17 protein-coding genes are annotated in these 16,859 nt (G+C 35.0%); 5 read left to right on the top strand and 12 right to left on the bottom strand.

Annotated features, from left to right (window positions below; all coding sequences use genetic code 11):
- Window positions 1-66: 66 nt before the first annotated feature.
- From DN394_RS09565 to DN394_RS09535, 7 genes are all read right to left on the bottom strand, one after another.
- Window positions 67-1,311 carry a glycosyltransferase family 87 protein gene (locus DN394_RS09565; protein WP_149293753.1) on the bottom strand — a complete coding sequence of 415 codons (1,245 nt, stop codon included), beginning with the start codon at window positions 1,309-1,311 and terminating at the stop codon, window positions 67-69.
- Between the two features lie 100 nt (window positions 1,312-1,411).
- Entirely contained in the window at window positions 1,412-1,807 is a 396-nt protein-coding gene (locus DN394_RS09560) for a DUF2304 domain-containing protein (RefSeq protein ID WP_000155507.1), read from the bottom strand.
- Window positions 1,804-2,520 carry a glycosyltransferase family 2 protein gene (locus DN394_RS09555; protein WP_046959965.1) on the bottom strand — a complete coding sequence of 239 codons (717 nt, stop codon included), beginning with the start codon at window positions 2,518-2,520 and terminating at the stop codon, window positions 1,804-1,806. The genes DN394_RS09560 and DN394_RS09555 overlap by 4 nt, the downstream gene beginning before the upstream one ends.
- A gap of 24 nt (window positions 2,521-2,544) precedes the next feature.
- The gene (locus DN394_RS09550) at window positions 2,545-4,506 is read right to left on the bottom strand and encodes a DUF2142 domain-containing protein (RefSeq protein WP_060488154.1); all 1,962 of its coding nucleotides are present in this window, start codon (window positions 4,504-4,506) and stop codon (window positions 2,545-2,547) included.
- 67 nt (window positions 4,507-4,573) lie between these two features.
- Window positions 4,574-4,912, bottom strand: coding sequence for an EamA family transporter (locus tag DN394_RS09545; protein WP_060488153.1), 339 nt, complete (start codon window positions 4,910-4,912; stop codon window positions 4,574-4,576).
- Entirely contained in the window at window positions 4,905-5,246 is a 342-nt protein-coding gene (locus DN394_RS09540) for a hypothetical protein (RefSeq protein ID WP_000648045.1), read from the bottom strand. Before DN394_RS09540 ends, DN394_RS09545 begins: the two co-directional genes overlap by 8 nt.
- 261 nt (window positions 5,247-5,507) lie before the next feature.
- Window positions 5,508-7,235 carry a phospho-sugar mutase gene (locus tag DN394_RS09535; RefSeq protein ID WP_149293752.1) on the bottom strand — a complete coding sequence of 576 codons (1,728 nt, stop codon included), beginning with the start codon at window positions 7,233-7,235 and terminating at the stop codon, window positions 5,508-5,510.
- A gap of 186 nt (window positions 7,236-7,421) precedes the next feature.
- On the opposite strand from DN394_RS09535, the gene cdaS reads away from it, so the two are divergent.
- Both cdaS and DN394_RS09525 read left to right on the top strand, forming a co-directional pair.
- Window positions 7,422-8,030 carry a sporulation-specific diadenylate cyclase CdaS gene (cdaS, locus tag DN394_RS09530; RefSeq protein ID WP_149293751.1) on the top strand — a complete coding sequence of 203 codons (609 nt, stop codon included), beginning with the start codon at window positions 7,422-7,424 and terminating at the stop codon, window positions 8,028-8,030.
- Window positions 8,031-8,120: 90 nt separating this feature from the next.
- Window positions 8,121-8,480: a hypothetical protein gene (locus DN394_RS09525; protein ID WP_252197119.1), complete on the top strand. Its 360-nt coding sequence runs from the start codon at window positions 8,121-8,123 to the stop codon at window positions 8,478-8,480.
- A gap of 239 nt (window positions 8,481-8,719) precedes the next feature.
- Here DN394_RS09525 and pepA read toward each other — a convergent pair whose 3' ends face one another.
- From pepA to DN394_RS09500, 5 genes are all read right to left on the bottom strand, one after another.
- The gene (gene pepA / locus DN394_RS09520) at window positions 8,720-10,207 is read right to left on the bottom strand and encodes a cytosol aminopeptidase (protein ID WP_149293749.1); all 1,488 of its coding nucleotides are present in this window, start codon (window positions 10,205-10,207) and stop codon (window positions 8,720-8,722) included.
- Window positions 10,208-10,514: 307 nt separating this feature from the next.
- The gene (locus tag DN394_RS09515; RefSeq protein ID WP_000920109.1) at window positions 10,515-11,141 is read right to left on the bottom strand and encodes a 3D domain-containing protein; all 627 of its coding nucleotides are present in this window, start codon (window positions 11,139-11,141) and stop codon (window positions 10,515-10,517) included.
- 86 nt (window positions 11,142-11,227) lie between these two features.
- Window positions 11,228-11,545, bottom strand: a complete 318-nt coding sequence (locus DN394_RS09510; protein WP_000027007.1) for a YuiB family protein — start codon at window positions 11,543-11,545, stop codon at window positions 11,228-11,230.
- Entirely contained in the window at window positions 11,542-12,048 is a 507-nt protein-coding gene (locus DN394_RS09505; RefSeq protein ID WP_000415296.1) for an NUDIX hydrolase, read from the bottom strand. Before DN394_RS09505 ends, DN394_RS09510 begins: the two co-directional genes overlap by 4 nt.
- A 123-nt stretch (window positions 12,049-12,171) precedes the next feature.
- On the bottom strand, window positions 12,172-13,380 hold the full coding sequence (locus tag DN394_RS09500; RefSeq protein WP_000856607.1) for an NAD(P)/FAD-dependent oxidoreductase: 1,209 nt from the start codon (window positions 13,378-13,380) through the stop codon (window positions 12,172-12,174).
- Between the two features lie 462 nt (window positions 13,381-13,842).
- On the opposite strand from DN394_RS09500, the gene DN394_RS09495 reads away from it, so the two are divergent.
- From DN394_RS09495 to DN394_RS09485, 3 genes are all read left to right on the top strand, one after another.
- The gene (locus DN394_RS09495; RefSeq protein WP_000829787.1) at window positions 13,843-14,832 is read left to right on the top strand and encodes an NAD(P)/FAD-dependent oxidoreductase; all 990 of its coding nucleotides are present in this window, start codon (window positions 13,843-13,845) and stop codon (window positions 14,830-14,832) included.
- A gap of 125 nt (window positions 14,833-14,957) precedes the next feature.
- Window positions 14,958-15,434, top strand: coding sequence for a GyrI-like domain-containing protein (locus tag DN394_RS09490; RefSeq protein WP_097994432.1), 477 nt, complete (start codon window positions 14,958-14,960; stop codon window positions 15,432-15,434).
- A gap of 176 nt (window positions 15,435-15,610) precedes the next feature.
- Window positions 15,611-16,858: an MFS transporter gene (locus DN394_RS09485; RefSeq protein WP_046959971.1), complete on the top strand. Its 1,248-nt coding sequence runs from the start codon at window positions 15,611-15,613 to the stop codon at window positions 16,856-16,858.
- The last annotated feature ends 1 nt before the right edge of the window (window position 16,859 follow it).

Genomic DNA, 16,859 nt, shown 5'->3' with positions numbered 1-16,859 from the left:
AAAATTATATAATTTAATTTTTTTTACCATAACAATTTCAAATTATACGTAAACTTTTACTAAACTCTATTTTTTATTTTGAATATAGTAACGATCTAATAATACATAGAATAGGAATAACATGGCTATGAAGTAACTCATTCCTTCTGGTGAATCCATCAAAATATTGATTGAGACCGCCGTAACAACTAAATGCCATACACTTTTTGCATCTAGACTAATGTTATACATTATATTACCATCTACGAATTCTTCTATTAATGAATTGTTAAATATATGTGAAAGTACACATACGATTACAATGATCATTAATACAAGATAATGTACTTCAACAACAGGTGAGAATAACAGCATAAGCGCTGTAACGAGGACAAACTCCAACGAGCTGTCTTTTTTACATTTTCTAATAACTAGAAATGTAATTGCTAATAGTATTACGACATACACAAGGTGAGTTATACTCATTGAATCGTGTGGGAAATATGTCTTTAATACTCCTTTAAATGAGCTATCCCAAGGTGCTCCACCATGCATTTCATTAATTCCATTTACAACAAACAAATCATTTGTTACATATTCCCAAGCTACATTCCATCCAACTATAGCAATAGTAATCCCTGATGTAATAATCGTTGTAATCACAGCGCTTAAAAACACCTTCCACTCTTTCTTATATAGGAAGTATACAAGAAAAATACCCGGTAGTAATTTAAAACTAGTAGCAAAAACAATCGGAATCCCTGCCAACCACTTATGTTTAGATTGATAAAAATAATATGTTAAACATACTAAAAAGAAGATTAAACGATTGGATTGTCCCCAATAAAAATCAGCAAATACTGGATAAATAATAATAGCCGCAGAAAACAAGAGATACTTTACCCCTTTTGCTCTTCCTTTATACGCAGCTTGTATTACGAAACATACACCTAATATGAATAATATGCTATTGAACATGGTCCATAAAAGGCGTGCTTTTTCATAAGGAAATGCTGCGAACCACGAAAGAAATACAGCGAACTGTGGTGGATACATATAGTATCCTAGTGCACCTTTTGTTTCACCATATAGTTGACGAAATGTCTCCATTTGATGGTCCAAATCATACATCATGCTTATAGCATTATCATTCCAAATTGTATGAAATGCATAGTAAAAGAAATGAAAATCATCAAACATCCACCCTAACATTGCAGGCTCTTTATAAAGTAGCCATAGGACTTGATATCCTAGCGAGTACCCAATTGCCCCTAACAAACATATTAAGGAGATAACCTTAAACATTTTCTCACTTATTTTTATATTTACCATTTATTCTCCTCCAAAGCATTACTATGAGAACCATAAAGAAGGTGACATAAGAAAAGCAGAAATCCAGTATATTTCTGCTTCGCTTATACAACCTATTTAATTATACAGTTACTTTCTGTTTTTCTTCTTTTTCTTTATGAGTTAATAATTTTCGCTTCATTTTTTCATTTTCATGCTGATAAATAGCTATAACTTGCGTCAATTCTTTAATTCGAATGGAAGATCTCGAAACTACAACAGTTAAGAAAAATAAAACACATGTTACAAAAAGGAATCCCAAAAAGAATAGCGCATTTATCGGTGTAGCAACTCCCAATAAATATGAAACCACATCAATTGATTTTGGGAAAATCCCAATCATTAAAATACCGATTAACACTCCATACCATGTTAATACATATTTCAATTCCAATTTTTCTTTACGGACTAGGTTTGTAAAAATAATTAATCCTACTATAACTCCTAAAATAATTAATATTTGAAGGCGAATTGTCACGAAGCATTCTCCTTTCTTTTAGGTTTTAATCGATCAATTGTAATCGCAAGTGTTACTTTAATCATATAGTAAATGGCTTTGTAATTTACTATTGAAGATGTCCCGCCCATTCTTTCTCGCATAAGTACTGGAACTTCTTTTACTTCATAATTGTTTCTAATTACAGCAACAATACTTTCCGGCTCTGGATAGTCTTTTGGATAGTACTCACAAAATTCATTAATAATTTTACGATTTACCATTCTAAATCCAGAAGTCGCATCCGTTATTCTCTTTCCAGATACAATTTTGATTAATTTTTCAAAGAAACGAATCCCAACTCTTCTAGTAAATGAAGACTGGAATCCTTCTTTATTAATAAAACGTGAGCCAATAACCATATCTGCTCCCGTATCTTCCATTTCTTTAAGAAGGGCTCCTAAATAGGCCGCATCATGTTGTCCATCACCATCAAATTGTACCGCAACATCATATCCATGGCGCTGAGCATACTTATAACCAGTCTGCATGCCTCCACCAATTCCTAAATTGATCGGTAAACTTACATAATTAAAATTATTATCTTTACATATTTGCTCTGTATCATCTTTTGAGCAATCATTGATAATAACATAATCAAAATCTGGAGCATTCTTCTCTATATCCTCTACAACGTGTATTAAGTTCGTTGATTCATTGTAAGCAGGAATAATAATCAGCTTCTTTTTTAACAATTGGAATCCCTCACTCCACTAATTTTAATAAAAATATCCTAGCATAAACACATTTGCATACAATAGCATACAACATGCTAATCTGGCTGAGCGTTGCGCTGTTAACTCTGAGTGTTGTTTCACATTCATTCTTTCATTAAATATGAACAATACAATTGGAATGACAGGTAAGAAATATCTTCCTTGTAAACCACTAATGAAATCTGCACCAACTTCAGACCATGTTAAATATAAGCTTAACATAACTAGTCCAACTACACTTACAATTGTGAGTATAAAGACTGCATAATCGAAGTTACGTAATTTAAATTCATCTTCGCTATAATCAAAAATGACTGTCATTACAAGTCCTACCATACTAATAAGCACAATACCACTCATTAAATGAGTTACCCATCCAACTTGATTTAGCATGTTCATCCACATGCTCATTCCACTTTCAAATGTTCCAAAGAAAGCTTTCATTACTTCAACTGGATGCTCTAGTATAAACTTCAATTGACCAACAGGATTAATTTTTTCATTTGGATTAATAGTTCCCACAAATTTCATTACGAATAGGTTCCAAGAACTCATTATTAAACCTGGTATTCCTGCCAGTAATAAAAATGACATAACACCTTGCATTTTTGTACGGAATAAATCCCTTCCAATAAACGCAAAAATCAAGAATGATAACGGCCAATACGTAAATTTACATAATACTATTAGGATTAATAAAACAATTGGAATAATAAAATCTTTAATTCCTAACGTATTCTTTTCAGAACGCATAAGCTTCTGCAACATTACAGCAATAAACAGGTAATTTAACCCCATCAGTATTGCATCTGCTGAAAATGACGCACTCAATGATACAAACAATGGAAACGCCGCTAAAAATGCTAACGTATTTTTCAACCTTGGAATAATTTTTATCGCAAGAGCACTCAAAGCAATATACACAGCTAAATTAAAGATTCTTCCTAACATTAGCGCACTAAAAGCTTTTAGCCCCAATATATTAGCAATAATTAAACCAAGAGCTTGTGGAATATAAGGAATTGGTGTATAAACGGCTGTTGTAGGTTGCTCTACAAAATTCGTTTTATCTGCAAATGTATACGTATCCCAAATATCACTCTTAGCCCTATCGTATCTTTCGCCATTTGCCAATAACCCATAAGTTGTTTCAAATTGATTCGGGCGTGGCATATCATCAATATTCTCTGGTAAGTTAACGCCCACTTTATCTCCCTGTTTTGTAGAGAGAAGATTACCTAAGCTAATATCATACGCTTTTGCAAAATGGAAGTTTTCATCAGTTGCCTCAAAGAGTGGATTATTGAAACTGAACATAACCCCCATTATTCCGGTAACAACAACAAAATTTTTAACTGTGTTATTACCAATAAGGAATAAAGCTAATAAAGTAGCTAATGCAGTAACAACTGCTTTTCCAACCTTAAACCAATCAAGCTGATCGTATGCTACCTTTGCACCTATCGCTTGTCCACTTTCTTCTTTACCATTAACAGTCAATTTTCCATCTGGAGACAACGATGCCCCTGTACGAATAGTAACTTTTTCGCCATTTTCAGCTTCTACTATTTTTACTTTCAAGACAGCATCTTTATTTATGTCTTTTTCAATAGGAATTATAATACTGCTCTTAAAATGAGGATCCTTAATATAGTTTTCTCCGCCCCATGTTTTTAAATCGACTCTTTCTTTACTCACGATTTTCCCTTTAGCCGAGAGCTCATACTCTAACACAGCGTTTTTATGATAACTTTCACTTGTAAGAGGTAACAGCAAATGCTTTGGGTTTTCACCTGCAAAATGAATCTCTTGACGCACTTCTTCACCTTGCGCTAAATCAATCATCTTATATTTGCTATAAACAAGACTCTTATTTACAGTGTGTATAGGTCCCGTCAAAAACACATATAAAACTGCACAAAAAACTATAAAAAAAGATAAAAATATCTTTTTTCTTCCTATCATGCTACAAACACCTCGATTATATTATTTTCTAAATATCGGCATACAGTAGATGCACGAAAAATGACTTTTACTGAATGCAAAACACAATAATGCCTATAATAATAATCAGATTTCCGACTATCTTCCTTTTAGTTATCTTTTCACCAAGAAAATACCAACTGAATATTAAAATAAAAATATAACTAAGCGATTCAATAACAGGCGCTTGTTTTAATGGAACACCTTTCAAGGCAATTACATTTAATCCAGCGTTAATTACAAATAAAGAATATCCTACAATTACGTAGCGATTTACATATTCTTTCCACTTTGTATCATAATTCGATAATGTTGCCTTCTTTAATAAAATTTGCGAATAGTTTGCTAAAACAACTCCAAAAATGTAAAGCAACACAAATTTATTCATCTTTTACCACCACGACAATCCCTATAATAATAATGACTGCACCAACCAAGTTATTCCATTTTATTGTATCACCGAAGAACACCACCGACCATAATAGTCCCCATAAAATAATGACTCCCCGATGTGAATACGCTTTAGATATTTCAAATGGTTTAATAACTTGCTGCCAAATAATTGCGTATCCAAATAAAAGAATTACAAGAATCATGTAGGCAATAAAAAAAGAAATTGATCCAACTGAAAAGTTTGCCGCCCATTTCATATACACCATTATGATAGAGTATAAAAAAAAGGCAACATGTAAAAATATATAATGCTTCATTGATGCTTTCATACACTCAACTCTCTTTTTTTAAAATTGATAGTTATATCATCACTTTTTTACAAATTGCCATTTTTAGTTTATATACACACGAAACAAATTTTAACATAATTGATCCAAAATTTCATTCTGAACTTAATTAAATGCATTTATCGATCAAATCCAATTTATGACAATAAAACCCAACGTTAATAAAAATTCGAACAAGAAACATTTACTCCAAGTTTCCAAAAAAAAAAGCATGAGCACCTAATGCTCATGCTTTTTAATATATTATTGAACTCGGTTCATAATATCATTCTTTATACTTTCAAGCTTTTCTTCACTATGTTGTAGCGTACTTCCCTGTACCCCAAAATAAAATTTGATTTTAGGTTCTGTCCCAGACGGACGTAAACAGAACCAAGAACCATCCTCAAGGTAATACTTTAACACATTTGATTTTGGTAAATGTATTTCCTCTGTTCCATCCCCTATAATTTTTGTTCTCAAGCTTGCTTTATAATCTTCAGCAATTGTAACTTTTAAACCAGCTACTTCTACAGGACAATTTTCACGGAATGTTGTCATCAAGTTTTGAATTTGTTCTGCGCCATCTTTTCCTTTTAAGGTCAATGACACAAGCCCCTCACGGAAATAACCATGTTTTTCAAACACTTCAAGCAATCCATCATACAATGTCTTTCCTTGCGCCTTATAATATGCAGCAACCTCACATGCGAATAAAACAGATTGAACAGCATCTTTATCACGACAGAATGGCTTAATTAAATAACCATAACTTTCCTCATAACCAAATTGGAAATTATACTGTCCACTTTCTTCATATTGCTTAATTTTTTCTCCAATAAATTTAAATCCAGTTAATGTATCAATCGTATCAAGTCCATAAGAATTTGCCACCGTACGTCCTAATTCTGAGGTAACGATAGTCTTTAAGACAACTCCATTCTCTGGCAAGATTCCTTTTTCTTTCTTTTGAGATAACATGTAATCTAGCATTAAAGCACCTGTTTGATTTCCTGTTAACACTTGATATTCTCCATCATGATTACGAACAGCCACACCAAGACGATCAGCGTCTGGATCTGTTGCAATTAGAACATCTGCTTTAATCTCTGTACCATAACGAATTGCTAACTCAAAAGCTGCATGTTCTTCTGGGTTTGGTGATTTTACTGTAGAAAAATTAGGATCTGGTTGTTCCTGTTCTTTTACAATCGTTACATTTTTAAAACCTACTGCTTCTAATCCACGACGAACAGGGATATTTGCAGTACCATGAAGTGGTGTGAAAACAATCTTTAATTCTTCCCCTTGGCTTTCTACCAAGCCTTTATTAATAATAATTGTTTTTAATTGTTCCAAGTATGCATCATCTACATCTTGTCCAATAATTTGTAACAAACCATTTTGCTTCAGCTGTTCAACATTAGCAACTTCTACTAATAATTCATCACTTACACCATCCACATAAGAAATTAATTCATCTGCTTCTTTTGGCGGTAATTGTCCTCCATCTTCTCCATATACTTTATATCCATTATATTCTGGCGGGTTATGACTCGCAGTAAGAACGATTCCACTATATGTATGTAAATAACGCACTGCAAATGAAAGCTCCGGTGTTGGGCGTAAACTTTCAAACACGTATGTTTTAATACCATGTGCACCAAGTGTTGCAGCTACTTCCATTGCAAACTCTGGAGATTTATGACGAGAATCATACGCAACAACAACACCACGTGCTTTTGCTTCCTCTCCTTGTTTCTCAATAAATTGAGCTAAACCTTCTGTCGCCTTACGTACTGTATATACGTTCAAACGGTTTGTTCCAGCACCAAGTTCACCACGCATACCGCCTGTACCAAATTCTAAATTTTTGTAGAAACTGTCTTCAATTTTCTTTACATCTTGTTTCATTTCCTCTAACTCTTGTTTTAACTCTATATCCAAACTAGCAAATGTATTCCAGCGTTCATATTCTTTTTTCCATTCCATTTTAAATTCTCTCCTCTCAATCAAACACAATTTAATTATATGGTGAAAATGATATTTTCCTCAATACTATATTTAATACTCACAAAAACTTTTACATTAAATGTATAAAACAGCACCCCTTATGAATACTTTTTGTATAAATTGAAAAGCTATACATAAATATATTCTCGAATAAGGTGAGGTACAATGCAAGAATGGGCGCTTAAACCAGAAATACAACAACATATCCAAGAGATTATCAAAGATATTTCCCTTGCACTTCAAGATATGCAAAACACATTAGAGAACAATGATAAATGCCTTTTATGTAAAGTCGAAGATATACATAAATTACTATTACAAATTCAATCAACAACCGCTTCTTACTATCTCAAAACATATTTATCACCATATACAGATTGCTATATCCAACTATTAACTGCAATCAGGCAATTATCTCAAAAACGCCATGGAGCTCTTATTATTATAGAAAGAGAAAAATCATTAGAAGCATATATCCAATCTGGTATAGAAATTCAGGCTCATTTAACAGTTCCGTTACTAGAATCTATTTTTTACCCTGGAAACTCACTTCATGACGGTGCTGTTCTTGTAAAAAATAACCATATTATATCAGCATCAAATATACTACCCTTATCGCAACAAGCTTTGACATCCAACCGAAAGTTAGGAACACGTCACCGCGCAGCAATTGGACTCTCTGAAGTCAGTGATGCACTTATTTTTGTTGTATCTGAGGAAACTGGTATAACGTCATTTGCCTTAGATGGAACCTTATATACATTTTCATTATGAAACATATAATACACTTATATTTCCTCGCATAGCAGGAATTTTCTTTCTGCTAATTGAAGTGTATGGGAACAGGGAGGCGATATGCTAGCCATGAAGAACATATTACAGCAATTTATTATAATACTCTTCGTATGCTTCACTTTTACAGGTTGCATCGATACGAATAATTCGAAAGACATTTCCTATCAAAATCAAGAAACAGAAAAAGGCATAAAAAAGGCAGTTTGGAATCAACTATCCAATCAAGAAAAGCAATATATTATCGGTGATTGGGAAAATGCAACAATGATCAAAACAATATTGCATAAACATAATAGCCGTCAATTTAATGAAGAATATGAAGGGAGAAGTGTCTACCTCGTGCATTTCCCATCTGATACGTCCTATTCCAAAAACGTTGAAGTGTACGTCGATATCGATACAAATAAAATTGTCGGATATAATCAATAAACTATTAAAAAATGACCTTCGAACGAATCTACGATTCATTTGGAGGTCATTTTCTTTGGATCAAACTACAGGATAAATGTTTAAAACAAAATAATAATTTATATGGAAAATCTTCATAAAAATATTCAGTTATCAAAAACTTACTTCTCATAGTAATAACAATGCAATTATCTTCTTTGCTATTATTTCATTTATGATTGCTTATAAATTGTAACAACCATTCACCTTTATCTTTTTGCTTATTCTCCATCACTAAACCTTTCAACAAACGTTGCAAGTGTACGTACCATTGCACCTGTTGCTCCAGCTGGCCCTAAATCATGCGCTCCTGACGTTTCAGATGTTCCAGCGATATCTAAGTGTACCCACGGTGTATCTTCAGCAAATTCCCCTAAGAATGTACCTGCCATAACCGCATGTCCTTCACGGCCTGGTGAGTTATTTAAATCAGCAAACTTACTGTTTCGAACGCGTTCTTTATCACGATCAAAAATCGGTAATTGCCAAATTGATTCATCCGTTTCCATAGAAGCTTCTAGCACTTGCTCAAACAACTCTTCATTGTTTGTCATTGCGCCTGTCGTATGATTTCCAAGTGCAACAATTACACCGCCTGTTAATGTCGCAACATCAATAAGGTAGTTTGCACCTAGTTTTTTCGCATACGTAATACCGTCCGCTAACGCAAGGCGACCTTCTGCATCTGTATTTAATACTTCAATTGTTTTTCCGCTCATAGATGTAATTACATCGTCTGGCTTAAATGCTGTACCACTTACAACGTTATCAGTTGATGGAATAACAGCGATCACATTTTGCTCTGGGCGAAGTTCACCGATAATTTCCATCGCACCTAATACAGCAGCAGCACCGCCCATATCACCTTTCATACCGACCATGCCTTCACGTGGTTTTAAAGAATAACCACCTGTATCGTATGTGATTCCTTTTCCAACAAATCCAATGACATCTGTCCACTCTTCTTTTCCTTTATAAATAAGAGCAATCATTTTTGGCGGCTCTGTACTACCTTGGTTTACTGCAAGTAACGCACCCATACCAAGATCTTCCATCTCCTCTTTCTCAAGAACTTTATAATCCATATCATACTTTTCCGCTAACTCAACAGCATACTCAGCAAGCTTTGTTGCTGTTAATACGTTTGGCGGCATATTTACAAGTGTACGAGCTGAATTTGTTGCACGTCCATGTACGTAGCCAACTGTTAATGCAGCTTCAATTTCTTGTGCATCTTCCGCTGTAATAGCCGTGAGCTTCTCTAGTTCCACACGATCCTTTTTATCTGATTTATACGTTTGTAACTCATATGTACCAAGACCTTGTACTTCTGCTGCAATATGAGCTACATCAATCACATCTAATTTCTCTGTTACGAAAGAATCAAGCAAGATTGCTGCATCTTGTACTTTTGCTGCCTGTAACGTTTTAAACGCCTTACCAAGAGCCGCACGTAACGTTTCTGTCGTATAAGATTCTTTCTTTCCTAAACCGACGAAATAATAGCGTTTTACATTTGTTTTTCCTAAACTATGTACTTTTGAAATAGCTTTCTTCTTAGTAGAAAGTTCTTTCTCTTCTAATAAAACTTGTAATTGCCCTTCAAACGCTTTGTCCAGTTCTTGTACAAAACTACTCGTTTTCTCTTCTTCAAATAAGGCAACAATTACCACTTCATGACCTGCTAATTCTTTTTGTACTTGAAACATGTTCAGACCCCCTAAATTTCTCTACTCTGCCTTTATTATAACTTTATTTTCGATAAAATGCGACAATTCTAACTTCTGTTACATCCTATATAGAGTGAACCTTTAATCAGTGGTGTTTTTCTTCATCCCCCACTGATTATTAGCCTTCACCAATCGGATTTTTACGGGTAGCCCGCCCCCCGCCTAATTTCTTTGCTTTCGCTGAATTTTGAGGTGGGGTTTTACTGCCCACAAATAGCGGGGTAATCCATCTTTCTTCCATTTCTTCTATTATCAAATAAAAAAGTCTAGCGTAATTACCACTAGACTATCTTTGTTTTAAATATTGACCACGAAACACTTGCATCGTTTCGTCTTGATTTAACATCGTTAACTCTTCTTCTGAAAACTTACCATTTCCAACTTTCACTACATACACATTCACTTTTTTCTTACCCCATTGGCTATAAACATCTTTCACCGTATCATAATACAGATCAAGACGGTTTCCTTTTATTGCACCGCCCTTATCAGCTACTACACCGTACCCATAACCTGGTACGAATAGAATCGTTCCAATTGGGAATACGCGTAAGTCCGCAGCGATTGTGGAATATAAATCCCTTTTCACCTTAACTCCTGAATATGTAATACCATACTCCGGATGTCCCGGTCTCTTACCAGTTGACTCAATTCCCGACGTATAACCTGTTGCAGTCATTTCAATTGAACGATATTTAGACCAGTCGTTTGCCTGCTCTAAAGCATTTATCACTTCTTTACTCGGAGCAACATTTCTCTTAACTTCTGCTGCATGTACTTCTTTTGCACTCGTTCCCTCATATTTCTTTACAATCTCTAATAAAGAAACTCCTGTGAAAGCATTCCATGTTACGCATAATGCGGATACAAGTAAACAAGTCATCATAATGCGAATACAATATCGTTTTAACATTTTTATATTCCACACTCCTTCATCGTTAATCATTCCCTATACGATGAAGGAATATGCAAAAAAATAATCCCCAAATGAATTGGAGATTAAAACATTTGATATCCGCTTTTCCGCAGTTTCTTAATGACAATTCCGGCTAAAGCAGCACCTACTAATCCAGTAGATAGAATAAACACATCTGCCTGCCCTAAATGCGATACACTTGTCCCAAATGAAGAGAATGTTTCTTTCGGCTTTGAAAAATAATCCCACACACTCGCCTTATTAATAATAAGTATACAAACAATCGGATATACAATAACCATTACCCATGTCGCTCGCAATATCATGTTGAGTAAAAATCCAATTCCAAAAAACAAAATGAAAAATAACATCATTGAAATAAGTAGTACTGGTATACTCACTCTTTCTCCCTCTCCTTCGCATGCGCCGTAAATACATGATAGGCTGTATAACCAAATTGCTCTCCTGGATCTAATGTTTTGTTCATCTCAAGATGTAGTTCTGATCTTCCTTCAAACAAATATTTGATAAGTAGAGACGTATTTGGATCGTCCGCAATCGTATCTGGATGTAAAAATGCTACTTCAGACAATTCCTTCTCCTGTACAATAATATTTTCTCCTTCAGGCTCCAAAAGGAAAATAATCATATTATCACTAATCTCATTGCGAATCACGCCCGATCGAACACCAATGATCCCCTTCACATGAGCGACGATACCTGTCTCTTCTAACACTTCACGTTTCACAGCTTCATCAACCGTCTCACCTTCATTTACAAAACCAGCCGGCAAAGACCATTTCCCCTTTAATCCACTGTATTTTTTCTTAACGAACAGCCACCTGCCATCTTTTGTAGCTACTAAGCCACCAACAGCTAGCCATACTTTCCCTCGCTTCTCCATGATGTAATACCCTCCTCTACTAGAACGGACAGAATATTCTTTCTTTTTTATATATTATACTATATTTTTAAAATGAAAAAAGCAGAAACAGCTCTTAGCCGTTTCTGCTTTTTCTATTATATATTAAAAGAACTTTAATTTACCTTTTTTAAGAACTAATAAAGGTCCACCTAATAAGAATAGGTAACGGTTATCGATAACTTTCTTCATGAAGGAAGCTTTCCAACCTGTTAACTTTTTGCCCATAACAACGCCCATTGCATCGTCATGACCTAAAGAACATACAGATCCCTTATTGTCGAATGCGAATTTTTTCATTTCGCCTTTACCACGAACTAACACAGTTAAGTTGTGTGCAATGTTGTAACCTTCTTGAATTGCGATTTGTGCCGTTGGTGGGTATGGACGATTAATTTCTTCGTTAATGATTAACGCTGCGTCACCAACCATAAATACATCTTCGTATCCTGGAGCGTGCATGTACTCATCAACTTTTACACGTCCGCGCATTGCTTCAAAGCCAGACTCTTCTACAATACCGTTACCACGAACACCTGCAGCCCAAACTACTGTTTCAGACTTAATTAATTCAGTATCATCGCCGTTTGCAACGATAATACCTTCTTCAGTTGCTTCTTTAATTGCTGTACCGATGCGGAATTCTACGCCTTTTTTCTCAAGTTGTTTTACAGCATATTCTACTAACGCTGGATCGAAACCTGGAAGTGCTGTTGGAGCAGCTTCTACACAGATAATACGTGCTTTTTCACGTGGTACATTGTACTCTTTGCAAAGTTCAGGAACACGGTTTGCAAGCTCACCTACGTACTCGATACCAGTAAATCCAGCACCACCAACAACGATTGTTACTAACTCATCGCGTTGTTCAGTTGCATATTTAGCGAAACTAGCTTCCATATGCTCACGAATTTCACGAGTTGCATTAATGTTAGCGATTGAGAATGCATGCTCTTTTAACCCTGTAATTCCGAATGTTTCTGATTCGAAACCAAGACCGATTACTAAGTAGTCATACTCTAACTCGCCGTCTTTTAAGATAATGCGTTTTTCAGCAGCTTTAATTTCTACTACTGTATCTTGTACAAAGTTCACTTTATTTGTATCAATAACGTCTTGAATATCTAGACAGATTTTTTCATCTTGTAATGTACCAGCTGCGCTCTCGTGTAACCAAGTCGCTTGGTAGTGATAGCTGTTGTTGTTTACTAACGTAATTTCAGCTTCATTTACAGATAATGCTTTTTGCAGACGAACAGTCGTAATCATCCCGCCATAACCTGCACCTAAAACTACGATTTTTGGAGTCTTCACCAAATCACAACCCTTTTCTTTATATAATAGTAATGAAAAATAATACCAAGTACTAAAAACTATATTTGTCAAGAATGTGGAATTTATCACATTCTATATCATAACAAAACGCAGTCAAAAAATCGTACGAATTTTGTCATAGAAATTTAACATAATACTTCCCTATATTAGTCGGTTTTATTCCAGAATTCAAGCGTCTGGAGAATTATCAATATTTTAAAATAACATAGCGTTTTCAAGGGTTTTTCAGCCTTTTTTTCATGTATTTTCCTTTCACCATATTTTATACAATTAAAAAAACATCTATGCGAAAACTTACACACAATTCAGTCGTTTTCAGAAGTATTATGAACTCAAATATGCTATCATTTATTTGAAAGTGTCATCATTTGCAGGATTTTCGTGTACATATGAACAATATATGAAATCAATATCAAAATTCCATCTATAGGGGGAATGAAAGTGGCAGAAAATCAAAAAGTTTACGACATAACAATTATTGGTGGTGGTCCAACAGGGCTGTTCACAGCATTTTATGGCGGCATGAGACAAGCAAGTGTAAAAATCATTGAAAGCTTACCTCAACTTGGAGGACAATTATCCGCACTCTACCCTGAAAAATACATTTATGATGTAGCTGGATTCCCGAAAGTGCGCGCACAAGAACTAGTTGATAACTTAAAAGAGCAAATGAAGAAATTTGATCCAACCGTTTGTTTAGAAGAAGCTGTTGATACGCTTGAGAAACAAGCTGACGGTATATTTAAACTTGTTACGAATAAGCAAACTCACTATTCTAAATCAGTTATTATTACTGCTGGCAATGGTGCTTTCCAACCACGCCGCTTAGAATTAGAAGGTACAGCAAAGTATGAAAAGAAAAACTTACATTATTTCGTTGATGATATGAATAAATTTGCTGGTAAGCGCGTCGTAGTATTTGGCGGCGGCGACTCAGCTGTTGATTGGACAATGATGTTAGAGCCGATCGCTGAAAAAGTTACAATCGTTCATCGCCGTGATAAGTTCCGTGCACATGAACATAGCGTAGAAAGCTTAATGAATTCTCGTGCAGAAGTAAGTACACCGTACATACCAGTAGAACTCATTGGTGATGACAACATTGAACAAGTCGTTCTTCAGCATGTAAAAACAGAAGAAAAAATTATCATCGATGTGGATGATGTCATCGTAAACTACGGCTTCGTTTCCTCTCTTGGCCCAATCAAAAACTGGGGCTTAGATATACAAAAAAACAGCATTCTCGTGAATTCGAAAATGGAAACAAATATTCCTGGCATTTACGCTGCTGGTGACATTTGTACATATGAAGGAAAAGTAAAACTCATTGCTTGCGGCTTCGGTGAAGCACCAACAGCAGTAAACAATGCAAAAGCTTACTTCGATCCAAACGCAAAACTTCAACCGATGCACAGCTCAAGTATGTTTTAATATAGAAATGAAAAGAACTCCTTTTACGTGAAGGAGTTCTTTTGTTATTGTGCTACCGTATCCTTCCAAAATATGTTACAATAAATAAGAACAAACGTTCTATTTGATAAGGGGGATATTTTAAAATGAAAGAACCTATTATAGTAAAAAAAGAAGCTTTCCAAGCAATCGGCGTTTCGATTACGACGACAAATGAAATAGAGGCATCTACTGAAGGAAAAATCCCACAACTTTGGAACCGCTACTTCCAAGAACAAATGATGCATCACATCCCAAATCAACAAACGAAAGAAACATTCGCTTTCTACTCAAATTACGAATCAGATGAAACTGGTACATATCAATTTACAATCGGTATGCCCGTTTCTTCATTAGAAGACGTACCTGAAAATATGACAACTTTAACAATACCTGCCGCTACGTATGCGGTATTTACAACGAGAAAGGGACCAGTTGCTGAAGTCGTTTGCGAGGCTTGGGAATATATTTGGAAATGGTCAAAAGAAAACAAACGTGCTTTTACAACAGACTTTGAGCTTTATGATGAAAAAGCAACAGATCCAAACAACGTACAATTGGATATTTATATTGCATTAGCCTAAACGACAAAAAAAGAAGATACCATTTGGTATCTTCTTTTTTGTCGTTAAATAGCCACTGTGCAAACCCAACATTATTGTCTACAATGAGAAAGTGCAGTATAGAAATATTAGAAACTGTATAAAACGATTGTTAATAGGTTTTTTAGTTTAAATTTGTCACATAGAAAGGAAGCAATATGGAGGAACTACAACAAAATAAATCTGCTTTAAAAGAAAATGCGAAACCATTATTAAAAAATACGAATTTCCTTTTCCTTTGGGCAGCTACTCTTTTTTCAAGTTTTGCTTTAGCCTTTTTTACTTTTTCACAAACGTGGTACATAGCAAAAACATTAAACCTTGAGGCTTCACTCGGTGTTGTTTTCGTAGCTCTTAGTGTTCCAAGGCTTATTTTTATGATTATCGGCGGTGCTGTAGCTGATAAATTCCCGAAAAAAAACATTATGTTTTATTCTAATATTATTCGTGCTATTCTCGTCGCAACCATCCTTACATGGTTCATCGTAGGTGATGTAACACTATATACATTTGCTTTATTCGCTTTATTCTTCGGGCTTGCTGATGCTTTTTTCTGGTCAGCTGATGGATCTATCTTGCCTGAACTTGTAGAAAAAAGCCGTTTAACACAAGCAAACTCACTTACACAAATGTCAAATCAAGCATCGGTTATCTTAGGCCCTGTACTTGGCGGAATTCTTATTAAATTTACGAACTATGAAACGATCTTTTCGATCACGATTTTATTACTAATCGTCGCAGCCATACTCGTTCAAAAAATACAATTTACGATGCCAGAACAGCAAAATACAGACAAAGGCATGTTCACTTCTATTAAAGAAGGAATCTTATATGTAAAGGAATCACCATTCCTTTCAACCTTCCTTATTTGTAGTGCCTTTTTAAACTTATTTTTAATCGGCCCGATGCAAGTCGGTTTCCCGCTTTTCGTTAAAAATGTTCTGCACGGTGACTCGCTTCAGTTTAGTTACTTAGAAGCATCTGTAGGGGGCGGAATGGCAATAGGCGCTGTCATTGTCGGTTTAAAAAATATTAATCGCAGACGCGGTCTATTTTGCATTATCATGATGCTACTGTCTGGTGTATTCTTCTTATCCATCAACTTTAGCACCGTACTTTGGCAAGCATTATTAGCTGGCATGTTTTACGGTATTACAATTGCAATGGCTATCGTTCCGCTTATGGCGATGATTCAATCGACAGTAAAAGAAGAAATGATGGGACGCGTAATGAGTTTACTTATGCTCTCATCAATGGGCTTTATCCCGCTTTCTTATGCATTCACATCAATCGCACTTGCAATAGGAATTCCAATCGTAACCGTTATGAAAAGCGGTGCAATCGCCGTTATCGTCTTCGTACTATTTGTAGCAATTCGTGTTCCAGTTGTAAGGAAGTTTGATTAAC

This window comes from Bacillus sp. BB081 (assembly GCF_008368895.1).
Classification (GTDB): Bacteria; Bacillota; Bacilli; order Bacillales; family Bacillaceae_G; genus Bacillus_A; species Bacillus_A wiedmannii.
The sequence above is the reverse complement of the archived record's forward strand: the minus strand, read 5'-3'. Positions and strand labels throughout refer to the sequence as shown.